General features: G+C 47.6%; 20 protein-coding genes and 1 riboswitch. Of the genes, 15 read left to right on the forward strand and 5 right to left on the reverse strand.

Annotation, left to right across the window (positions count from 1 at the left end; all coding sequences use genetic code 11):
• The first annotated feature begins 40 nt into the window (after positions 1 to 40).
• From ASG34_RS01260 to ASG34_RS01310, 12 genes are all read left to right on the forward strand, one after another.
• Positions 41 to 1,324 (forward strand): PqiA/YebS family transporter subunit, encoded by a 1,284-nt coding sequence (locus ASG34_RS01260; RefSeq protein ID WP_082504769.1) that lies wholly within the window; start codon positions 41 to 43, stop codon positions 1,322 to 1,324.
• A complete protein-coding gene (gene pqiB / locus ASG34_RS01265) occupies positions 1,308 to 3,071 on the forward strand; it encodes an intermembrane transport protein PqiB (RefSeq protein ID WP_082504770.1) in 1,764 nt (587 codons plus the stop codon). Before ASG34_RS01260 ends, pqiB begins: the two co-directional genes overlap by 17 nt.
• Positions 3,072 to 3,084: 13 nt before the next feature.
• Positions 3,085 to 3,687: a PqiC family protein gene (locus tag ASG34_RS01270; protein ID WP_088178511.1), complete on the forward strand. Its 603-nt coding sequence runs from the start codon at positions 3,085 to 3,087 to the stop codon at positions 3,685 to 3,687.
• Positions 3,688 to 3,794: 107 nt separating this feature from the next.
• Entirely contained in the window at positions 3,795 to 4,043 is a 249-nt protein-coding gene (locus tag ASG34_RS01275) for a hypothetical protein (RefSeq protein ID WP_055825560.1), read from the forward strand.
• A 262-nt stretch (positions 4,044 to 4,305) separates the two neighbouring features.
• Entirely contained in the window at positions 4,306 to 5,850 is a 1,545-nt protein-coding gene (locus tag ASG34_RS01280; protein WP_055825563.1) for a GGDEF domain-containing protein, read from the forward strand.
• Between the two features lie 214 nt (positions 5,851 to 6,064).
• A complete protein-coding gene (locus ASG34_RS01285) occupies positions 6,065 to 7,294 on the forward strand; it encodes a cation:proton antiporter (protein ID WP_055825567.1) in 1,230 nt (409 codons plus the stop codon).
• A 250-nt stretch (positions 7,295 to 7,544) separates the two neighbouring features.
• The gene (locus tag ASG34_RS01290; RefSeq protein WP_235559629.1) at positions 7,545 to 9,029 is read left to right on the forward strand and encodes a GGDEF domain-containing protein; all 1,485 of its coding nucleotides are present in this window, start codon (positions 7,545 to 7,547) and stop codon (positions 9,027 to 9,029) included.
• An 8-nt stretch (positions 9,030 to 9,037) separates the two neighbouring features.
• Entirely contained in the window at positions 9,038 to 9,136 is a 99-nt protein-coding gene (locus ASG34_RS14280) for a PEP-CTERM sorting domain-containing protein (protein WP_369814564.1), read from the forward strand.
• Between the two features lie 96 nt (positions 9,137 to 9,232).
• Positions 9,233 to 9,409: riboswitch (yybP-ykoY riboswitch) on the forward strand.
• 9 nt (positions 9,410 to 9,418) lie between these two features.
• Positions 9,419 to 10,000, forward strand: coding sequence for a manganese efflux pump MntP (gene mntP / locus ASG34_RS01295; RefSeq protein WP_055825571.1), 582 nt, complete (start codon positions 9,419 to 9,421; stop codon positions 9,998 to 10,000).
• Between the two features lie 64 nt (positions 10,001 to 10,064).
• Entirely contained in the window at positions 10,065 to 12,164 is a 2,100-nt protein-coding gene (locus ASG34_RS01300) for an AAA family ATPase (RefSeq protein WP_200934419.1), read from the forward strand.
• Positions 12,165 to 12,328: 164 nt separating this feature from the next.
• Positions 12,329 to 13,366, forward strand: a complete 1,038-nt coding sequence (locus ASG34_RS01305; protein ID WP_055825573.1) for a CobW family GTP-binding protein — start codon at positions 12,329 to 12,331, stop codon at positions 13,364 to 13,366.
• Between the two features lie 113 nt (positions 13,367 to 13,479).
• Positions 13,480 to 14,019, forward strand: a complete 540-nt coding sequence (locus tag ASG34_RS01310; RefSeq protein WP_055825577.1) for a TIGR00645 family protein — start codon at positions 13,480 to 13,482, stop codon at positions 14,017 to 14,019.
• A gap of 287 nt (positions 14,020 to 14,306) precedes the next feature.
• On the opposite strand, the gene ASG34_RS01315 is transcribed toward ASG34_RS01310, so the two are convergent.
• Positions 14,307 to 15,011: a PEP-CTERM sorting domain-containing protein gene (locus ASG34_RS01315; RefSeq protein ID WP_055825581.1), complete on the reverse strand. Its 705-nt coding sequence runs from the start codon at positions 15,009 to 15,011 to the stop codon at positions 14,307 to 14,309.
• A gap of 245 nt (positions 15,012 to 15,256) precedes the next feature.
• On the opposite strand from ASG34_RS01315, the gene ASG34_RS01320 reads away from it, so the two are divergent.
• Positions 15,257 to 15,646, forward strand: a complete 390-nt coding sequence (locus tag ASG34_RS01320; RefSeq protein WP_055825584.1) for a DUF6232 family protein — start codon at positions 15,257 to 15,259, stop codon at positions 15,644 to 15,646.
• Between the two features lie 58 nt (positions 15,647 to 15,704).
• Here the strand turns inward: ASG34_RS01320 and ppk2 are convergent, their stop codons facing one another.
• Positions 15,705 to 16,655, reverse strand: coding sequence for a polyphosphate kinase 2 (gene ppk2, locus ASG34_RS01325; protein ID WP_055825587.1), 951 nt, complete (start codon positions 16,653 to 16,655; stop codon positions 15,705 to 15,707).
• Between the two features lie 173 nt (positions 16,656 to 16,828).
• Here ppk2 and ASG34_RS01330 point away from each other — a divergent pair, with 173 nt between their 5' ends.
• The gene (locus ASG34_RS01330; RefSeq protein WP_055825590.1) at positions 16,829 to 18,457 is read left to right on the forward strand and encodes an inorganic phosphate transporter; all 1,629 of its coding nucleotides are present in this window, start codon (positions 16,829 to 16,831) and stop codon (positions 18,455 to 18,457) included.
• 106 nt (positions 18,458 to 18,563) lie between these two features.
• Here the strand turns inward: ASG34_RS01330 and ASG34_RS01335 are convergent, their stop codons facing one another.
• From ASG34_RS01335 to ASG34_RS01345, 3 genes are all read right to left on the reverse strand, one after another.
• A complete protein-coding gene (locus tag ASG34_RS01335; RefSeq protein WP_055825592.1) occupies positions 18,564 to 19,109 on the reverse strand; it encodes a cysteine hydrolase family protein in 546 nt (181 codons plus the stop codon).
• A gap of 71 nt (positions 19,110 to 19,180) precedes the next feature.
• Entirely contained in the window at positions 19,181 to 19,957 is a 777-nt protein-coding gene (locus ASG34_RS01340; RefSeq protein ID WP_055825594.1) for a hypothetical protein, read from the reverse strand.
• Between the two features lie 181 nt (positions 19,958 to 20,138).
• Complete coding sequence (locus ASG34_RS01345; protein WP_055825596.1) at positions 20,139 to 20,471, reverse strand: hypothetical protein; 333 nt, start codon at positions 20,469 to 20,471, stop codon at positions 20,139 to 20,141.
• Positions 20,472 to 20,889: 418 nt separating this feature from the next.
• On the opposite strand from ASG34_RS01345, the gene ASG34_RS01350 reads away from it, so the two are divergent.
• A complete protein-coding gene (locus ASG34_RS01350; RefSeq protein ID WP_055825599.1) occupies positions 20,890 to 23,448 on the forward strand; it encodes a methyl-accepting chemotaxis protein in 2,559 nt (852 codons plus the stop codon).
• The last annotated feature ends 186 nt before the right edge of the window (positions 23,449 to 23,634 follow it).

The following is a 23,634-nucleotide window of genomic DNA, read 5'->3' on the forward strand; positions in this document are numbered from 1 at the left end:
TCAAAGTCAACTAACCTATAAACCACTCCATTCAACCTCGATGACAGAGCAGCAAAAAATAAAATGGCGGCGTTTGCGTGCCTGCAGTGCCTGCGATCTGGTCAGTGCCATTCCGGTGTTGCGCCCGGGTGAGCACGCCAACTGCCCGCGCTGCGGCCATGTGCTGGCAAGGCGGTATCTGCACCCGGTACAGCGTAGTATTGCATTGGCTGTCACTGCCCTGTTGAGCTTGATGATTGCGGTCGCCTTCCCGTTTATCAGCATGGATACCAATGGCCTGGATAGCCAGATTGCCTTGCCGGAAACCGCGGCGACACTGGTGAATGTGAACCAGCCACTGGTGGCGCTGATTGTGAGTGCGACGGCGATCATCCTGCCCGGGTTGTACCTGATCGGTGTCATCCTGATGCAGGCAAACGTATTGCGTAGAGTGCCGCGCGCCTACAGTGACGTGATTGCCCGGTTATTCTCGCAACTGCATCCGTGGATGATGGCCGATGTATTTATCATCGCGGCGCTGGTGAGCCTGGTTAAGCTGACTGACATTGGCGAAGTGCATCTGGGCGCTTCATTCTGGGCATATTGCGTATTTGCCATATTATTATTGATGACCACGCGCTCAGTGGATATTGATTTGTTATGGTTAAAGCTGGCCGGCGAACCCTCGCCGGACCCATCCATCCGTTGCGGCATTAACGCGAGAGACCAGCATGTGATCGGATGCTCCACCTGTGGCCTGGTCAACGCGATACCCGAAACCAAAACTCCATCCGCATTGATATGCATCCGTTGCGGCAGTACCTTGCACAAGCGTAAACCCAACAGCCTGCAATTTACCTGGGCCTTGTTGCTGACAGCGGCCGTGTTATATATTCCGGCCAACGCTTACCCGATGATGATCACGACCTCGCTGGGCCAAAGTCATTCTTCGACCATTATTGGTGGCATGATAGAACTCTGGCAGCACGGCTCGGAACCGGTGGCGGTGATCATCTTTGTCGCCAGTGTCATGGTACCGATTATCAAAATGCTGATACTGGCACTCTTGCTATGGCTGGCGCGACATCCCGGCCCGTTGAATGCGCATCAGAAATCTGCGTTGTACCGGATCACCGAGTTAATTGGCCGCTGGTCTATGGTGGATGTTTTTGTCGTCGCCATCATGGTGGCGCTGATACAATCCGGCAACCTGATGTCAGTATTACCCGGCCCTGCGGCACTGGCATTCAGCGCAGTGGTGATTACGACCATGCTTGCCGCCATGGCATTTGATCCCCGTTTATTGTGGGATACACAAGGAAAACCTAATGACAGAGCACTCTAATAATCAGCCGCCCAATGATGCGCTGCCGCCTAATGATCAGAGCAAAAACGATCAGCAAGCTGATAATCAAGATACTGGTGACCTGCCACAAAAGGATCACCAGCTGGCAAACGTCAACACAGCCAGAATCTCGCCTATCTGGATTGTGCCTGTGGTTGCCCTGCTGATAGGCTTATGGCTGGCTTATGACAATTACACTAAGGTTGGCAAACAGATCACGCTCTCCATGACCAATGCCGAAGGCATTGAAGCCGGTAAAACAAAAATCAAGGTACATAGCGTCGATATCGGCCAGATCGAGCAAGTGACCTTGTCGGATGACCTTACCCATATTGAAGTCATCGCCCGCATTACGCCTAAAGCCCAGCCTATGCTGGTCAAAGATACCCAACTGTGGGTAGTTAAACCACGTATCGGGCTGGAAGGCATTAGTGGATTAAATACCGTGATTTCGGGTTCTTATATTCAACTGCAACCGGGCAAAAGCCTGGAAGAAACTGACCAGTTTACTGTACTTGATCAACCGCCTATTTCCCTGAATGGCGCCAAGGGTGTGCATGTAAACCTCGAAGGTAAAGTGGGCAACGCCTTACGCGTCGGTGATCCGGTCACATACCAGGGTTTACGTGTAGGCCGTGTCGTCAGTGCCACCTTTGACCCGAAACAGCGCAAGATGCAGCACGAGCTGTTTATCGAACACCCTTACGATGTATTAGTCACCAAGAATTCGCGTTTCTGGACCGCTGTCGGCATAGACGTAAAACTGGATGCGCAAGGCTTCAGGGCGAATATCCCTACGGTGGAGTCATTGATTGCCGGTGGTGTCAGCTTTGGTCATCCGGATGATATCCCGATGGGGCAACCGGTACGCTCGGAGACCACCTTTGAACTGTTTGCCAATGAAGAAGCCGCACGCCAGCAAACCTACGACCAGTACATTGAATATGTGCTGCTGGTGGATGACACCGTGCGCGGCCTGAACAAGGGCGCGCCTGTGGAATTCCGCGGCCTGCGCATAGGTACCGTCATGAGTGTGCCATGGAAATTCAATTCGCCTGAGCGTAAAAAAGAATTCCGTTACGCAATTCCGGTGCTGATTCACCTTGAACCCGGGCGCTTGGCCGATAACGGCCAGGCAAACCTGGAAGAATGGAAAACCCGCATTGGTCATATGCTGCAGCGCGGGCTACATGCCACCCTTAAATCCGGCAACCTGCTCACCGGCTCGGTTTATGTCGATTTGAATATGGATCAAAAATCACACAAACCCTATAAGCGCGAGCGCTTTGAAGGTTTGCCGGTATTGCCGACCAGTGCGACCAGCCTGGCCCAGATCGAACAGAAACTGTCTGACCTGCTGGATAAACTGAATCAGCTCAAGGTGGAGCCTGTGCTTTCCGGCCTGGATAAAAACCTGCAGCAATCAGAAGTAACGATGAAAGAGATTCGTGCGCTCAGTGAGCAAGTGAACAAGTTTATCAGCCAGCCTGAATTGCAGCAGATGCCTGCCAACCTGAATAAGACCATGCAGGAACTGCAAGCGACGCTCAAAGGGTTGTCACCGGACTCGCCTGCTTATCAGGAGCTGACGACTACCTTGCAACGCCTGGATAAAGCCCTGCGTGATATACAACCGTTGGCGCGCACTTTAAATGAAGAGCCAAGCGCGGTGCTGTTTGGTCGCAAGCCTGGCAATGACCCGGTGCCGCAAGCACCGGCTAATATACAAGCACCGGCCAACCCGTAAGGAATTCGCAATCATGATCACTACAAACTACTTACGTAACGGCCTGATGCTAGTTCTGGCATGCAGCCTGGGCGCTTGCTTGAAATCCAACCCACCGGTAAAAAGCGAACGTTACAGCCTGCCTGAAGTGCAAGCATCAGCCAGCGCGGCACAGGATAAATCGGCGACCAGAACACTGGTGCTCAATAAAATCCAGCTGGCTGATTACCTGGACAGTGACAGGATCGTAGTCCAACTGGACGATATTACGTTACATCCGGCACGTGACCATTTATGGGTAGATAATCTGTCACAAGAATTAAGCCGAGGCTTGCGCACCCGCCTTTCCAGCCGTCTTGCTGATACCGCAGTGGTTGACCCGCTGCCTGGCGCACCGTTAAAAGCCAACAGCCTGCAACTCACCATAGACCAGTTCCACGGCCAGATGCAGGGCTATGCGGTGCTCAGCGGCCATTGGCAATTGCTTTCAGCCGACCGTGCGCCGTTGCAAAACCAGTCATTTAAATTTACAACGCCATTGAGCGAGAGTGGCTATCCTGCACTGGTACGCGCATTGGGCAACAATCTTGACTTGCTCAGCGAGCAAATTGCTGCGCAAATACAACATAAGCAATAGACATTCGCATTGATAACGCTGATAGTGACTACAGGATTGATTTAAGCGGACTGTAAGGTTGAAATGATTTAATTAAGTTAAAGTTAATTAATTTAGGAGCCTCTGACATGTACTCATTTTTTCGTTTATTAAGCATCGCTGGCTTGAGCATGAGTTTGCTGGTTGCCTGTAGCGACAATGAAGCTTCCATTGAAAAAGCCTATGAGTCTGCTCACGAAGAGACAAAGGAGGCCGCTGGAGAAATTAAAGCGGCGACATCAGAGGCTGTCGAGGCCGCTAAAGAGGCAGCGGCAGTAGCCAAAGAGCACATTAAAGAAACCACCGAGGCTACTGAAAAAGCAGTATCCGATCACTAGGATTGATAGCCGTTTGATTCATAAAGCACCCGCATTTCATATGCGGGTTTTTCATGTCATGCAGCAACGTTAGTTAGTAAACCTTTGCTTTTCTTAATCAACTGGCCCAGCTATAACCCAGGAATTTTTCATGTACACTGCCCCGTGATTTGCAGCGTTTACTGGAAAATTTAAATTGCCACGTTATCGGTTTTGGACGCTCATAACGCTTTGGATCAGCCTTATTCCACTAGGATTCGGCCTGATATCTTCAGGGTTTAGCATGATGCCACCGGCATCAACGGCTCCGGCATTGCTCGGCACAACCTGCATTAATCAGCAAGGTGTGCTGGTAGCCAGCATTCCATTACAGGGCGGCAAGTTTGTCTGCCAGAGCGTGCTGAAAATTGCACAAGCCAACCAGTACGTCATCGATTTCAAAAACACCTCGACCATCGCCCGTTTCCAGCACGAAATTTTCGAGGAAAATATTGCTGAAAACAAAGTGATTGAAAAGCCGGCTATGCTGGCAATGATGAAAGGCGGCTTAAGCAGTTCTGAACGTAACCCTTTCGTGTTGCGGCATGGCCGCATCGTCAGCCTCAATCCCGGCACATACCGTCTGATCACCTGGCTGCAATCGCCCTACTATCTGGCGCCGCCCGTGCTGATGCTTTCCGACCTAGCCAGTTATCAGCAACAAACTAATATCAGTGCGGCAATCAGCCTGTTATTACTAGGTATTTTATTGGGATTATTTACCTATTATGCGACGATAGGCATGTTAGCCGGCCGCATTACCGAACGCCTTTACGCGTCTTTCCTGTTTGGACACCTGGTATTTCATGCGGCAGCGCTTGGCATTTTTAACCAGTTTTTTGAGTGGCACTGGTTTTACCTCACCGGCCTGCCCTTGCTGATTGCCAACCTGGCATATGTCAATTTCGTTTGCCACCTGCTAGGTATCAATCCATTTCACCGCCCGCGTCTCTACCGGCTTTCGCTGATCATCAGCGGCCTGCTGATCGCGTTGATCATCTTAGGAATGATTTTTCCTCACTGGATGCTGGATATGGCACGTGTAGGCATCCTGCTATTGCTCGGCTTTGGCCTGGCCTGCGGTTTGCGCCTGAGCCTGCAACGCCAAATCATCGCGCAACTTTACCTGCTTGCCACTATCAGTTTCGGCCTGCTCGCGATGATGGCCACAAACAACACGCAACCCACTTTCACCATAGAACAACTCGGGCTGTTTGCGGTTACTGTGCACGCCATCCTGGTCTCATTGCTGGTAGCCTACAAAATCACCCGCCTGCATCAAGAGAAAGAGCTGATGCTGGTCGAACTGCAAAATACGCGTTCACTGGCACTGACCGACAGGCTGACCGGCATTCCCAACCGTCACGCGCTGGAAAACAAGCTGTTACAAATGCCGCAGCATAGCTGCCTGATGTTTCTGGATATGGATAACCTGAAACAGTTGAACGACCATTTCGGCCATGAAACGGGTGACCATCTGCTCACACTTTTTACCAAGATTTTATCCAGTAAACTCAGCGAGCATGGCAAGCTTTACCGCTTGGGAGGTGATGAATTCGCCATCCTTTGCCATGAAGATGATGTGGAGTGGTGCCAGCACCAGCTTGAATATACCCACCTGCAATTACACAAAGAAGGCTTTGGCGGTGCAGGTGCCAGTATGGGCGTTGTATTTGCGCATGAGGCCAACAGCACAGAAGCGCTATTACGCATCGCCGACAAGCGTATGTATGAAAACAAGCGTTCGCGCAAAAACCGCAAAGAAATGCTGCACGTCATGCGCCCTTAGTGTCGTCCAGAAAGTGCATCTGTGTACCCCACGCGCCGGAATGATTTATACTCAAGCAAAATCCATTATTTATTCAATACTCTCGCATTTCATCTCATGTGAAATTTTCAATCGGGCATTTTTAATCAAGCGCCAGTCATACACAGACACGCTGCGCTAGTAAAATCCTCATGGCACATACCGGTGATTGCAGAAAGTATTAAAGAAAGAAGTAATGCCGTTACTCACCACACTGCTTGTACTGATTGTCTGCGCCCGCCTGCTTGGGCAACTTTTCAGCCGCTTTAATCAGCCCGCCATCATTGGCCAAATGGTTGCCGGTGTCATTCTTGGCCCCAGCATTCTCAGCCTGATCACCCCTACACCTGCCTTGTCAGGCATTTCCGAGTTGGCGGTATTCCTGATTGTGTTATCCGCTGGCCTGGAAATGAATTTCAAGGAGGTCATCGACTCCATGCGCGGTAAAGGCATCGTGATTGCCTTACTTGGGTTTATCCTGCCGCTCACCGGCGGCATCCTGATCGGCGTCAGCTTTGGGCTGGATGTCAGCCGTACTATTTTCCTGGGCTTATGCGTTTCCATTACCGCGCTGCCAGTCACCGTCAGCATCCTGCAAAGCTTCAAGCTACTCGATTCAGACATTGCCCGTTACTCGGTCGCTACCGCCATCTTTAACGACATTGCCGCCCTGCTGGTACTAGGCGTCATCCTGAATCTGCCTGAACAAAAATCCTACCACGCGGTCAGCATTGCCATCTTTAATGCCAGCTCAAAATTGATCTTGCTGATACTGATGATTCTCGGTGTCAGTCTGCTGATCAAAAAAGTGGTGGATACTGGCGTCAACCTGCATTTATGGTCAGAGAAACTGGTTGCGCTGATCGGTAATGAAGCCCTGTTCGGCATCCTGCTGTTATTCGTGCTGGTATTCGGCTCCGTCAGTGCAGCGCTTGGCTTCCACTTTGTGATTGGCGCTTTCTTTGGTGCACTGCTGATAGATCGTAACTTCTTCCTGCCCTCCCGCTACAAAGAATTAGAGTTAACGCTAGGTTCTATCACTGGCGGTTTTCTGGCGCCGGTGTTCTTTGCCTACCTGGGGCTGGAGTTCAAGGTGCAGATCATCGAATCATTCTGGTTTGTGACAGTCGTGCTCATCGTATCTATCGCGACCAAGATACTGGCTGGCTGGCTGGGCGGACGTTTGATCGGTTTGGCCAAGAGCGATGCACTGGGCATAGGCTTTATCCTCAATGGCCGGGGCGTGATGGAACTGGTGATTGCCAGCATCGCCTATGAACGCGGTTTTATCGGCCAGGAACTGTTCTCGGTGCTGATATTAATGGGGGTAATCACCACCATGATCACGCCGTTGATGTTCAGAAAATGGATCATGCCGCAGCTAGAAGCCAGAGCCAGCGAGGCGTCTTCACGGCGCCAGCAATAAAAAATCAGGTTCAGCAATAAGGTTAGACAAGGTTGTGTGCTTTTATTAAAGCATTCTGACACTTGAAAATTCTTTGCGGGTTCAAAATAACCAGCTAAGATTCATACATAATAGCGAATTCCTAGTCGCTAATGCCTAAGGCTAACTTTTGTTGCTTTCCCGACTTTTTCATAATTGTTTAATACTGTTCACAAGCCTGCTGCTTGCTCACTCAGTATTTGCCCACCCGTTGCTAGGCTTAACAGGGTGTGTGAATGAACATGGGCAGTCGGTAGAAAGCATTCCGCTACACGGTGGAAAATTTTCCTGCCACACCACACTCAAGATTACGCAAGCTGACAGCTATGTCATTGATTTTAAAAACACCACCGTCATTGCCAACTTTAGCCATCACCTCACCGCGGCTGATGGCAAAACCTATGATGCGCATGGCGGTTTAAGCAGCCGTGAAACGAACACTTACCTGTTACGTCACGGGCGCAGGTTTGACCTGACGCCAGGTACCTACCAGCTGACCACCGAGCTCAACTCTCCCTACTATCTGGCGCAACCTGAATTGTTTATCGCCAGCGAACCAGATTACCTGAACCAGATACTGAAGAGTTCGGCAGGCGCCATCCTGATGCTGGGTGTGCTGATGGGCATCTTCTTTTATTACATCTCTATCGGCATCGCCCCCGGTCATACCACCGAGCGCATGTATGCCTTGTTCATCCTGGGCAACCTGATTTTCCAGGGCACAGCCCTGGGCGCCTTTGCGCAACTGGCAAACACACACTGGTTTTACCTCAGCAGCGCCCCTATCCTGCTTTCCAATATGGCTTATGTCAGCTTCGTCTGCAACCTGCTGGGGATCAACCGTACGCAAACGCCCAAGCTGCATAAACTTGCATTGCTGGTCTATGCGGTGTTGCTCGCGCTCTTGATCAACGGGTTTGCCAACCCGAACTGGATGCTGGAAATGGCACGCACCGGCGTCGCAATCTTCCTGACCTTTGGTTTTATTTGCGGCAGCTACTTTAGCTGGCGTAACGATCGCACTGCACAATTCTATCTGATCGCCATCACGGTGTTCGGCGTGCTGGGCGGCATGTCTATCAGCGCGCAGAAACTCAGCACCAATATCTGGACCATAGAGCAAATGGGCTTAATCGCCGTGACTGTAGAAGCCGTTCTACTGGCGCTGGTGCTGGCCTACCAGATCAATCACCTGCATAAAGACAAAGACCGCATGCTGGTTGAATTGCAGAATACGCGTTCACTAGCCATGACTGACAGGTTAACCAACATCCCCAACCGCCATGCGCTGGAAAGCAAAATGGTGAATTTCCCTGAACATGGCTGCCTGATCTTTCTGGATATGGATAACCTCAAGCACTTCAACGACCATTTCGGCCATGACGTCGGCGATAACCTGTTGAAAAACTTTAGCCTGTTCCTCAACCAGCGCCTGGAGGGCGATGCCCAGTTATACCGGCTGGGCGGTGACGAGTTCGCGATTTTATGCCATCAGGACCAAGTTGAATGGTGCGAGCACCAGATAGAAGCCACCAACAAGCAGCTTCAAAACACCGGCTTTATTGGCGCAGGCGCCAGTCAGGGCGTGGTATTCGCCAATGAGGCCAGCACACCGGAAGAGTTGATGCGCATCGCCGATAAGCGTATGTACGCCAACAAACGCGCACGCAAAGACCGCAAGGAAATGTTGCAGGTTTTTCAAAACGAGCGCGCTTAAAAACCATCATCACTACACTCCCTCAACCTGAACCGTCTTCCAGCGCAATGATGGGTGCAGCTCTCTTATTGTGGGCGTTCCGGCTGAAAAAGCGATCAAAAGCTTGATAATGATGTTTGTGCCTAGCCTCCCTTGCGGAGGCTTTTTATCTGCACTTCACACAAAATTCATTATTTGGACCCTCCACATCCGTTATAATGCCGCCACCTTTGGGGAGTAGCCTGCTTCGTCCTAATCAGTTTTTGGGATGCGAAGTGCCTGTGTCAACATAATCGACGTAAGTCGTGGTGCAGGCGGCCGTTTTCGGTTGGCGAGACTAATGGATATCAGTGCGACAAAAGTCGGGCGTGCTGCTATCTGTTAATTTCGTCCCGACTAGAGAACCCAATATGAACTTCACCTCCATCGCGCTGATCGCGCTAGCCATGTCCACCGACGCGTTTGCCGCAGCTATCAGCAAAGGCGCAGCGCTCAAACATCCCAAACTGTCAGAAGCACTACGCACCGGGTTGATTTTTGGTGTCATCGAAGCCATCACGCCCTTAATCGGCTGGGCCATTGCCACCTTCACCATCAAAACTTTTGCGTCACATTACATTACCGATTGGGATCACTGGATCGCCTTCACCCTCCTGCTCGCCCTTGGCCTGCATATGATTTACGCAGGCTTTCAACCAGCAGAGCCTGCAGAAGAAAAACCAACCAGTCACTCCTTCTACATACTCGCAATCACCGCATTCGCCACCAGCATTGATGCGATGGCTGTTGGCGTCAGTTTGGCGTTTATGGAGGTGAATATATTCGTAACTGCCGCAGCCATTGGACTTGCTACGTTTACGATGGTGACTATTGGCGTGATGCTTGGGCGAGTGTTGGGGTTGATGTTTGGAAAGCGCTCGGAAGTGGTTGGTGGTTTAGTGTTGATTGCGATTGGATCTTATATTCTCTATGAGCACATTGTTTTGAACTAGAATAATTAGTTTCTAATTCGTAGAATGCATATCGACTTTCATTAAAACTCAAGGGAGAGGATTTATGGAAATACTGATACAAAACTGCAATTGCATCGACGAAGCAAAAATCCAGCTTATTGAAGGCAAAATAAATATCAAATATGCAATGAACGGAACAGGAAAAAGCACCATTGCTAAGGCTATAGAATCTTCAATAAAAGGCGAATCCGCACTTGCTACACTAAAGCCATTCAAACATGGCGACAAAACTGAAAAACAGTATTTGCCAATCGTAACTGGCGCGGAGTCTATAAAAACAGTCGCGATATTTAATGAGGAATATATAAAACAATTTACTTTCAAACCTGATGAAATAATTAATAATAGCTTTGAAGTATTTATTCGAAATAAAGAATATGACGAAAGAATGGAAGCTATTGAAGCATCAGTGAAGGAAATTAAAGAAACGTTTTCTAATAATGAGGAGTTAGATTCGGTTATTAGAGATCTTGGTGAGTTAAAAGGCACATTTGGAAAGTCAGCTAATGGTTACTCAAAAGCAGGAGCTTTACATAAAGGCATAGGTAACGGTAACAAACTGGAAAACATACCTGCCGCTTTAGAACCATATAAAGCTTATTTGCGAAACGCCAATAATGTCAGCTGGTTACAGTGGCAGCTAAAAGGAAAAGATTATCTCGACATTGCCGATAACTGCCCTTATTGCGTAACGCCAACAGAAGAAAAGAAAAAAGAAACCATACTATCTGTTGCTAAAGAATATGATTCAAAAATGATTGAACATCTGAATAAGATACTGCAAATTATTGGCAATCTTAGTAAGTACTTCAGTGATGAAACCAATGAAAAACTTCGGAAAATAACAACAAATAACTCAACAATTTCTACAGAGGAAATTAGTTATCTAACAGAAATTGGTGGAAATGTAACCATACTAGAAGAAAAATTAACATCTCTGAAATATATATCATTTCATTCATTTAAAGACGTCGATAAAGTCATAGAGAAATTAACAGAATATGAAATCAAAATTGAATATCTGGCGAAGCTTGACTCAAGTCATACGCGCAAAATCGTTGATTCAATAAATGAAAAACTCAAGGCTCTAATTAACAAAGCCACAGATATACAAAAAGCCGTTGGCATTCAAAAATCAAATATCCAAAAAACAATTCAAGCTTACAAGAAAGAAATAAACTCCTTTCTACAATATTCCGGCTACAAATATTTCGTTGATATAGAAGACGAGAACAATGTGTACAAAATGAAACTAAAGCACATTGATTCTACAAATGCAGTACAAAAGGGTGATCAATATTTGAGCTTTGGGGAAAGGAATGCATTTTCTCTAGTGCTATTCATGTATGACTCTCTGAAAAACAATCCAGATTTAATTATTTTAGATGATCCAATTTCTTCTTTTGACAGGAACAAAAAATACGCCATCTTAGAAACTCTATTTCGAAGAGAGAAAAGTTTCAAAAATAAAACTGTACTCATGTTAACTCATGACTTCGAACCAGTTATTGATGTCATACACACCCTCTCTGGAAAATTCCAAGAGCCAATTGCAAGTTTCCTAACTTCATCCTCCGGTAAAGTTGTAGAAATACCAATTACAAAACAAGACATTATTACGTTTAATGAAGTCTGCTCAGTGAATCTAGCTGCTGGATGTGATGACATCGTAAAAGCTATTTATTTGCGCAGGCGATATGAAGTTAATGGAGAGAAAGGAAACGGATATCAACTAATTTCTAATTTACTTCATAAGCGTGCAGTTCCTCTTTGGATCGGCACTGGAATAGAAAGAGATATGACAGCACAAGAAATTAGTGCTGCCGTCAGCGAAATTGAGGTAGCAATAGATGGTTTTAATTACGATGCTCTATGTAACAGAGTGAACGATGATGCACAGATGATCGGGGTTTATACTTCAGCAACAAATAATTACGAAAAACTCCAAATATACAGAATTATATACATGGACAAATCTTTGCATGAGAGCGACATTATCTCTAAATTTATCAAAGAGTCATTTCATATCGAAAATGACTATTTAATGCAATTAAATCCAGCAAAATATCCAACAACACCAAATTACATTATTGAAGAATGTGACAAAATGATTAGTGTTGCTACGGTTGCAAAGGCTGCTTAAATTTTTAGTTTTCTCACAAAATAAAAGTCTCAGTGAATGAGACTTTTATTTCTTATTCTTAACTTGAGATTAGGATGTATAAGCACCATATAATTTTAAACACTTAGCACCACCAACAATCATCCGCGTTAAAATACCTCCACTCTCGTTTTATTAGAACTCATATGGATAAACGTATCCCCGTTACGCTGCTAACTGGTTTTTTGGGCAGCGGCAAAACCACCCTACTTAATAAACTGCTGCATAACCCGGCGATGAAAGACACCGCCGTGATAATTAATGAGCTTGGCGAAGCAGGATTGGACCAGATTTTTGCCAATAGCCAGATTTCGCAAACCATTGAGAGCGAGCATATTGCCGATAACACGGTGTTGTTGAGTTCTGGCTGTTTGTGCTGCTCACTCAAAAACGAGCTGGCAGATACCATGCGCGATTTGTTCTTCAAACGCAGTTTGCAAGCAGTGCCGGAATTTAACCGACTGGTGATTGAAACCACTGGCATGGCTGACCCTGGCCCGATTTTAGCCAACCTGATGAATGAGCCGGTGATTGAATCGGTTTACAGATTAGACGCAGTGGTGGTGACGATTGATGCGGCTTACGGTTTGCAGCAGATTGAAACGCAAAAAGAAGCACTAAAACAGGCGGCGGTGGCGGATGTATTGCTGATTACCAAGAAAGACACGGCTACACCTGAGCAGATTAGCGCTTTGCAGGCCAAGCTGAGTGCGATTAATCCGAATGCGACTCAGCAATTTGTGTTGCATGGTGAAATCGACCCGATGCAGATTATTGATGTGGGGCTGTTTGATTTTGCCAATAAGCAGGCTAACCCTCAGCGCTGGTTGAAAGCACCTTCTAGCGGCTTTAGCGCAGCTAAAAAAGGCACGATTCCACAAGCACCAGCGCATGATGATGTGACAACGTTTACCGTCTATTTGCCTAAGCCGATGGCATGGTCAGATTTTAAAGGCGTGATCCTCAAGCTGTGCCAGGTGCATGGTGAAAACCTCTTACGTTTAAAAGGCATTCTGCATGTGGAAGATGCGCCGGCACCGCTGGCGATACACGCGGTGCACTTTACGCCCTACCCGCCTACGCTGCTGGAAGGCTGGGATGAAGATGAGCCGATCAGCCGGATTGTGATTATCGGCAAAGGTATCGACGAAGCAGCAATCCGCGAGATGTTGATGCAATTTTGATCTGGGAACGATTTTAGAAAAACAGCGTCATCTGGATGGTTTAATCAATTTGTCATTGAAGTGACGCTGTAGAAGTTTAATGTGCAAAAGCACAGGATTTTTTGGAGTAAGTAATGGGACGTTATTTAGAAAAAATATTAGAAGGCTGGATTTTCCAGAGCCGCTGGTTGATGGCACCGATGTACCTGGGTTTGGTCGGTGGTTTGTTTATTTTGCTGGTTAAATTTGGCCAGGAATTCTTCCACATTGTTTCGCACCTGGCTTCGTTCTCGGAGCAGGAAACCGTGCTGTCACTGCTGGCTCTGGTGGATATCACGCTGGTCGGCAACCTGCTGATCATGGTGATTTTCAGTGGGTATGAAAACTTTGTCTCACGCATTGATACGGCGAATAGTGAAGACAGACCTGAGTGGATGGGTAAAGTCGATTACTCCGGCCTGAAGATCAAGCTGATTGGTTCGATTGTGGCGATTTCTGCCATCGACCTGTTGAAAGCATTTGTGCACCAGAGCTCTGGCACTGCCAGCTTCACTACCGAGCAAATGGCATGGCTGGTCGGCATTCACCTGACCTTTATCATCACCGGCGTGCTGTTCGCCTGGATGGATAAAATTGCTGGTCACAGTCATGGCAAAGGTAAGTCAGATCATTAAGTAATTTGTCAGCGCAGAAGTTATACTGATTCAAACAGCAAAGACTGTACCCGGAAATGTTCGTGAGAACTATTTCAAAAATTAATCAGATAACCTTGGGAAAACCAGTATGATCAAAAAAATTGTTTTATTAGCTTTAGTTAGTATGTTGCTTTCAAGCTGTGTAGTCTTGCGTGACCGGGATCATTGCCCGCCGGGCCAGGCTAAAAAAGGTAATTGCTAAATTACTTGATTGAAATAAAAAAGCCTCACATCTGTGAGGCTTTTTGTTTTGCTGGATTTGTTAATTAAGCACTTTTTTTGCGACGTGCGATTAAACCAGCGATACCGAGACCCACCATCATCAAACTCAGGCTTTCTGGCTCAGGCACTGCCGAAGCTACAGATGTCACTGCAGTATATTGCAGGCTCAGGAAGCCGTTGAAAGGCAACTGCCAGCCTTGGCCCGGGATCGTGCTGTTATAGGCATTGCCAAGACCAAACCCCGATGCGTCTGCTGCAGTTTGGGTACGTGACAGCTGAATACCAGTCACGCTTGCGTCACTACTGGTGAGGTAGGCAATGTATTTGGTGCCAGCATTCAGGTTCAGGCCCAGGTTTTCAAATGACAAGGTTGTGTAACCGCCTGCAGCATTGTATGTATCCACCGCGTTGAACGTAGAGGTTAACAAGTTGCTGCCAACGGTATTTACTGCCTGGTTCTGGGCGTTGGTACCTGGGTTCCACTGGGCGACGTTCAGCTGGAAGGAGGCTGAAGTATTACCAACTGCGTAGAAGCTGAACGATGACAGCAGGCTGTCGGATGTCAGTGAGAACACCTGGCCTACTTTAGGTGAATCACCGCTCGGGTTGGCTGCATTGCCGAAAGAGGCAAATGGCAAGCCAGTGTTGGCGCCAGCTGGCACGTTGGTGTAAACCGCCGCTGAGGCGCTACCGGCGAAAGCCAGCAACAGGCCGGCAACTACTTTCATTTTTAATGCTGATGAGGTCATGATTTTTTCCTTAAGGTTGGCGATGGCGCGATGTTAGAACCGCTCTCTAACACAGCCAAATTATCCTTGGAATATTTCAGCTATTTGAAAAAATCTGCCCCACCCTAGTCCGCAGAATGGAAGCTATCCATACACAATAAGGGTACAAACCATGCTTGTAAATTTATATAAAACTATAAGCCTGATGAATTTTAAACGGCAACAAAGGTCAGTATTGTTAACAATGCTTGGTAAGGCTGGAATAAATGGAAGAAAAAGTATTTTTCAATTTTGATGGCGTCACTGTCAGCAATAGCAGATTCATCGTCCGTAGCCAGACGTATGCCATGCAAAGCGTGACTTCGGTGAAGCCGGGTATCGTTGAGCCGAAACACGGACTGGCTATCCTGTTTCTATTTATAGGATTTTTGCTGTTGATTGGCGAAATGCTGGAGTTATATGACGCGGGCGTATTGCTGATTGCAGGTGCTGTTGCCATCGTGATAGGCCTGGTCGCATGGTTTATCGAAAAACCCAGGTACTCGGTGATTTTGAACACATCAGCCGGTGAGCACCACGCGTTAATCAGCGAGAAAAAGCAGGATATCGAACACGTGCTGCAAGCGCTGAACCAGGCGATTGTCAGCAGAGGCTAGTCTTAAACCTTAGGGATGGCTGAATACTACCCCTTGCATATACAACCTGCTGTCAGGATCAATATTTGGCTGGAACAAACATCTCTTTAGGTACCGGCCCGCGTATGTAATCGGCGTTATGCACGCGTTTCGGCAATACCACCGGTTTATGTTCCACGTTGCCATATTCAATCTGGCTGAGCAAATGGCTGATACAGTTGAGACGCGCTTTCTTTTTATCCACCGCTTCAACCACCCACCAAGGCGCTTCAAGGATATGCGTGCGCTCCAGCATCACTTCTTTTGCTTTGGTGTATTGCTCCCACAGGCGGCGTGATTCCAGGTCCATGGGGCTCAGCTTCCATTGTTTTAACGGGTCGTGAATACGCGTCATAAAGCGCAAGTGCTGTTCGTCGTCTGTGATTGAAAACCAGTACTTGATCAGGATGATGCCGGAACGCACCAGCATCTTTTCGAACTCGGGCACCGAGCGGAAAAACTCTTCGTATTCATCGTCGTTGCAAAAGCCCATCACTTTTTCTACCCCGGCGCGGTTATACCAGCTGCGGTCAAACAGCACGATTTCGCCACCGGCTGGCAAGTGTGAAATATAACGCTGGAAATACCATTGTGTGCGTTCACGCTCGCTCGGTGCCGGCAATGCGGCTACCCTGCACACACGTGGATTCAGGCGCTGAGTTAACCGTTTAATCACCCCACCCTTGCCAGCGGCATCACGGCCTTCAAATAGCACCACGACTTTCAGCTTGTTTTGCACTACCCAGTCTTGCAGCTTGACCAGCTCACCTTGCAGCCGGAATAACTCTTTAAAATAAGTCTGGCGCTGAGATACCGAGGTTTGCGATTTTTCTGTGTGCAGACCATAGATTTCAGAGGCGTCCGCAAACTCATTCAGGATCTGGTCCATGCGCTCGTCGTCGAGCTCCATCTCGAGTTCTTCATCAAAACTATCCATCATTTCATTGTTGAATCGCTCATCAGCATTGGGGATTTCGTCAGAGATGGTCATGTGGTTTTCCCAAAGTCTATTTAATTGAATAATCAAAAAATGCTAGATTTTTTTTATGACAGTTTGATGACTATTTCATTTTCAGGCATTTCTAAACAGTCAGGCGTTGTCATCAAACTGTCATCTTCAAAAACAATACTGCTGATATCTCGATAAAAATCAGGCGAATATTTATGGATACTTCAGCGGCTAGCTCTTCGTCACGCTTTCAGAGCGTGTCACCTTCCAGGCCAAATCTGGACAAAAAACCCAGCACACTGACCACGGTTATTTTCATAGGCCTGATGCTGATAGGTTTAATCTACACCGGCTTCAGCCTGATGAGCGACGTGAATGACACCGGTGCCCCAACCACCACCTGGCTACCGTTTATATTATTAGGCGTGGCACTGGTGATTGCGCTTGGGTTCGAATTCGTCAATGGTTTCCATGACACTGCGAACGCAGTGGCAACGGTGATTTATACGCACTCATTACCTGCCAACTTCGCAGTGATCTGGTCAGGCATGTTCAACTTTCTCGGGGTATTGGTTTCCAGTGGTGCGGTAGCTTTCGGCATTATTTCACTGCTGCCGGTCGAGTTGATATTACAGGTAGGCTCCGGCGCCGGCTTTGCCATGGTATTTGCCTTGCTGATCGCCGCAATCATGTGGAACCTGGGTACCTGGTTGCTAGGGTTGCCTGCCTCTTCATCACACACCCTGATTGGCTCTATCATTGGCGTTGGCGTTGCCAATGCACTGATGCATGGCCGTGATGGCACCAGTGGCGTAGATTGGGCACAAGCGACTAAAATCGGTTACTCGTTATTGCTCTCGCCTATTATTGGTTTCTTCTTTGCTGCGCTTTTATTGCTGGCACTCAAAGCATTCGTCAAAAGTAAAGAGCTTTACCAGGAGCCTAAAGGCAACAAACCACCTCCGCTGTGGATTCGTGGTTTGCTGATTTTGACCTGTACCGGCGTGTCGTTTGCGCATGGCTCCAACGATGGTCAAAAAGGCATGGGCTTAATCATGCTAATCCTGGTGGGTACGGTGCCTATGGCCTATGCCTTGAACCGTGCCATGCCAGTCGATCAAATGACCAGGTTCGTGGCGATAGCCCATGTCACGCAAGAGTCGTTAGCGCAAAACACCAATATTTCACCACCTGCAAACGACCAGGCTGCGCGCCACGACCTGACTGCATATGTGCGTACAAAAACAGTGACTCCGGAATTGATTCCTGCTTTGGCAGCCATGACCGGCAGCATTGGTGCACAGGTAAAAGCCTACGGCACATTTGCTGCCGTGCCGGCTGAGCAAGTGGGTAACGTGCGTAACGATATGTACCTGGTTTCTGAAGCGATTCGCTTGCTGGACAAAGATAAATCTGTGACTTTTGACGCCGATACCAAAGCCAACGTGACTGCCTTTAAAAAGGAAATCGATGGCGCGACCAAATTTATTCCATTATGGGTAAAAGTAGCGGTCGCGATTGCGCTGGGTTTAGGCACCATGGTCGGCTGGAAACGTATTGTGGTGACTGTAGGTGAAAAAATCGGCAAAACACATTTGACTTACGGCCAGGGCGCTTCTGCTGAACTGGTGGCCATGACCATGATTGGTGCGGCAGATATGTACGGATTACCGGTATCAACGACTCACGTATTGTCGTCTGGTGTGGCGGGTACCATGGCGGCGAATAAATCAGGTTTGCAAATGTCGACTATCCGCAACCTGCTGATGGCGTGGGTGCTGACATTGCCAATGGCGATGATCTTGTCCGGCAGTTTGTACTGGCTGTTCACGCAGTTGATTTAAGGCTGTTTTGTTTTAATAAAAAAGACTCAATGGTGTTTGCACACCTTGAGTCTTTTTTATTGCAGGGATGACTGGTGTTACAAGTGTCTATTGAGTGCTTGAGCAATCAGGCAAGATATTTGTCCGTGGAAATCACCGAACCATAACCAAACGCAAGTGCAGCCATCGCTGCGGCATGGGCTTGTGCCGCAGGAACGGTCACTCCATCAAACTCGAGATCAAGCGTGGCACATGCATCGTGCAATATGGTCGCGACATAGCCCATATCCACCGCCGCCCGCACCACCGCATCAATACACATATGGCTCATCGCGCCGACGACAATGACTTCTTCCACCCCTTGCGCATCCAACTGTTGTTTTAGATCAGTATCACGAAAGGCATTGATGTGATTCTTCACGATCACAGGCTCGCCTCCTACTGGCGCCACGGTTGGCTGGATATTGACGCCATCCGTACCGGGCACAAACACCGGTGCTTCACCATTGGCAAATTCGTGCCGGATATGAAACACCGGAACCCCATTTTTCCGCGCATGGGCAATGACCTTGGCTGCATTGGCAGCAGCGGCTTCAATACCAGATAAGGGCAGTTTGCCAGTAGGCAGGTATTCGTTTTGCAAATCAACAACAATCAGACCGCTTTTTTTCATATTGCTCTCCTGATGGGGGTTTTAAGCATGGCGATTAAACATAAGCGATTTAAAACTGGCGGCTTTGGGCCTTAATACTCTTCTATCGCTATGTTCAATCGATTGTATTCACTCGTGTTTTCCGAGGCATAACATTCCAGGACTTTGGAATCGCCATCCTTGAATTTAATCTTCTCGATAGAATTAATATTCTTTTCAAATTCCGGATTCAACTCTCCGCATTTTTTTGCCCTGCTGCTCACAAAGTGTAAATACTCTTTTTTGTTCGCCTCGGCACTGGCTGAGCCATTATTCAGCAGGTTGGTATATGCCCTTCTCAACCTGAGCTCAGACACACTCCACAGGCTGAAAGTGATTTGGGTAGTCGACACGTTCCTGAGCGGTCGCAAATCCTCTACCGGTGCAGGCTCAGCTTTTGGTGGCGTTGGCACTTCGGCCACAGATTGCGGCGGTTGCACGACTTCTGCCTGTTCAATCGCAGGGGCAGGTTTTTCAGGGGCAGCAGGAATCACCATTGGAGCCACTCGCGGTGGTTGGGCAGGACTTTCGGACTCTTCCTCTATCTCCGGTAGATTAATCTGCTGCTCTGCTTTGGTTAAAGAATCAGCCACATCACTTAAAGGTTCAACCGCTGGCGGTGGCTCGGACTGATTCAAGCTGAATATCACCAAACCTAAAACGATTACTCCCACTAAATAGAATAAGACAGTAGCGATAAAGTTGAATTTTTCATTGGTGGTATTTTCGCTACCGCAATTCGGACAGCTGGACGATACAGCCTCGTCTTTTGGATACCATATAAACCCGCACTCATTGCAGACCTTGTGTAGTCGAAGAATAATGCTCATCAGATTTCTCTTATTTTTGTTTGAAACGCAGTTGGTTGAGGGGAAAATCGATTGGCAGTTTAAGTGACAGCATTGATCACTGAAATGACTCTTAATTTAGGTTTGGACATTGCAGATTAGTTCATCCGGCATTTAAACAAAAAGGACTCAAAGTCATTTCCCCTGCGTTCTATATGCTTGCTTATTCCCGCTCCAACAGGATGGTAATCAATAGTGTGGTGTCAGCAAGCGCTTTCACTGTATGCGCTGCACCGGCACTCAAATACACCAGGTTATGCGCTTGCAATATCCGCTTATCCCCTGCCAGATCCAGCTCTACTTTGCCTTCTATGCACTGCATAGTCATGGCACCTGCGGCGGTATGTTCTGGCGTGGTTTTACCCGCCTTTAATATAAACCTGAACACCTCAATGTGACTTTCACGGATCAAGGTCTCAGAGGTGGCTTCCTCAAAATTGTCGCCATACGGGCGGATATTAATCACTTCTCCTGGTGCAAAATGTTGAATACTCATCAGCGTACGCCTTTATTTTGGTAAGGATGTGGGTTGATTCTAGCGCGATTGGAATCGCTTTCCAATCTGGTGAAGAACACAAGACTCGCGATTGCGAAATGCAAAGACTATAAAGATGACTATTGAATCGAGCCTGATCAAGTATGTCTGCGACCAAATCATTATAAGGGTTTTACCTTATGGCGATTTAATCATTTAACTCATATAAAACAGTATTTTCTTATTTCTTTCATAATCGTTTACTTATATAAATAATATTTAATAAACGTAGAACAAAGCCCGAAAAGCACTTTAATGAGCGAAATGGAACATAAATCCATTCCTTATCGCGCAATCCTTTTGCGCACCTTTAATATTTAATATCCAGTATCAAAAACCAACAATCGTTTGAAAGCAACTCCCATTGAGGCTACCACTTATGAGTATCGATTTTCTGAATAAACTGACAGGCAAAACCAGTAAATCTGACGCGGCCAAACAGCGCGATGACAATGGCCAGATCCAGGCCATTCACCAGGTCATGGGCGTGATTGAATTTGACCTGCAAGGCAATATACTGGCGGTCAATGACAACTTTGCCGCGGTGACTGGTTACAGCAAGCAGGAAATCGTCGGCCAGCACCACAGCATGTTTGTAGACGCCATCTACAAGAAAAGCGCGGAATACAAACAGTTCTGGGAAAATCTTGGCCGTGGCCAGGCCGATAATGGCCAATTCAGGAGATTAGGCAAAGCTGGCAGGGAAATCTGGCTGGAAGCCAGTTATGTGCCGCTGGCCGATGAAACCGGCAAACCATTCAAAGTTATTAAATATGCATTCGATATCACCGCTGAAAAACAACGTGATGCCGAATCGCAAGGCCAGATTGCTGCGATCAATAAAATCATGGGCGTCATTGAATTTGATCTTAAGGGCAATATTCTGGCGGTCAACGACAACTTTGCCGCGGTCACCGGTTACAGCCGCGAAGAGATGGTCGGCCAGCACCATAGCCTGTTTGTCGATTCCGCTGACAAATCCAGCCAGGAATACAAACGGTTCTGGGAAGACTTAGGCGATGGCAAAGCCAACGAAGGCCAGTTCAAACGCGTAGGCAAAGGTGGCCGTGAAATCTGGCTGCAAGCAAGTTACAACCCGATTTTTGATGCGGCCGGCAAGCCTTTCAAGATTGTGAAATATGCGACTGATATCACAGGCGCGCAAATGAAAAATGCAGATTACGCCGGCCAGATCAGTGCCATCGGCAAAGTCATGGGGGTAATTACCTTCGACCTGAAAGGCAATATCACTGACGTGAACGACAACTTTGCCGCCGTCACCGGTTATAGCAAACAGGAAATCATTGGCCAGCACCACAGCATGTTTGTAGACGCCGCTTACAAAAACAGCCCCGAATACAAGCAGTTCTGGGACAAGCTGGGTAATGGCAAAGCAGATGAAGGCCAGTACAAACGTGTTGGTAAAGGTGGTAAGGAGGTCTGGTTGCAGGCAAGCTACAACCCGATTTTTGATGCGGCTGGCAAACCTTTTAAAGTGGTGAAATATGCTACCGACATTACGGCAGAGAAACTGAAAAACGCCGATTTCTCTGGCCAGATTGATGCGATCGGCAAAGTGATGGGCGTGATTACCTTTGACCTGACAGGCAAGATTACTGACGTTAATCCTAATTTTGCCGCGGTAACCGGTTATACAACACAGGAGATCATTGGCCAGCACCATAGTATGTTTGTCGAAGTGGCTTATAAAAACAGCCCTGAATACAAGCAATTCTGGGAAAACCTGGGCAAAGGCAAAGCGGATGAAGGCCAGTACAAGCGCATAGGGAAAGGCGGCAAGGAAGTCTGGTTACAGGCCAGCTACAACCCTATTCTTGACATGAATGGAAAGCCATTCAAAGTCGTCAAATATGCGACCGATGTCACAAGCAAGGTGGCAGAAGCCAATGCCATGAAACAGGCAGTGCACGAAACTGCCGAAGTAGTCGCGGCCACCAAGAGCGGTGACCTGACACAGAGAATAGATACAGATAACAAGCAAGGCGAAATCAAAACGCTTTGCGAGGGCGTAAACACTATTGTTGACGAAATGACAGACATTTTGTCTGCCGTCAAAATCGCCGGTGAAGCGATCAATTCTGCTGCAAGTGAAATTTCGCAAGGCAATAATGATTTATCTCAACGCACCGAAGAACAAGCCAGTTCATTGGAAGAAACCGCTTCCAGCATGGAAGAAATTGCGTCTAATGTGAAAAATAACGCTGAAAACGCAAAAGAAGCCAATACGATGACCGACCAGGCCAGCAGCATTGCCGCCAAGGGTGGTGAGGTATTTGGCAAAGTGGTTTCTACTATGTCAGAAATTACTGAAAGCTCGTCACGCATCGAAGAAATCATCTCCGTGATTGATAGTATCGCCTTCCAGACCAATATCCTGGCGCTGAACGCTGCGGTTGAAGCCGCTCGTGCGGGTGAACAGGGTCGTGGTTTTGCAGTGGTGGCCAGCGAAGTACGCAACCTCGCACAACGCTCAGCCAGCGCCGCTAAGGAAATCAAATTACTGATCAATGACTCTGCCACCAAAGTCGCCAACGGCTCTTTATATGTAGAACAGGCCAGCGGCACCATGGAACAGCTAGTGACTGTGATTGACCGATTCTCACAACTGATTAGCGAAATCACTGCCGCTTCGGTAGAGCAAAGTAGCGGCATAGACCAGATCAATATTGCCGTTAACCAGATGGATGAAGTGACCCAGCAAAATGCTGCCCTGGTTGAAGAAGCCGCGGCCGCAGCAATGTCGCTAGTCAACCAGGCAGAAAAACTGCAAGAGACTGTCAGCCATTACAGATTTGTTAATCAGGATAGCAACGGCTCATCCGCAAGAGCTTCAAAACCACAATTGCAGGCCAGAAGCCAGAGTTATGCAAAGAAAGTCAGAACAGGTACCGATAACGCTGGCTGGGACGCGTTTTAATTACACTGTCCATACCCAATACAGAATTACATTCAAACCCGCCTGCTGGCGGGTTTTTTATTGCCTGAAACCTTGCTGGATTTATATGTGGAATTAATGAGGTCACTGACTGGGCTGACGATAAATAAGCTTGATTGCGGTCTGCTACTCAATCATCAATATTTCCTTCTATTATTTGCATTTTTT

This window comes from Methylophilus sp. Leaf416 (genome assembly GCF_001424665.1).
In the GTDB taxonomy this organism is placed as follows: Bacteria; Pseudomonadota; Gammaproteobacteria; order Burkholderiales; family Methylophilaceae; genus Methylophilus.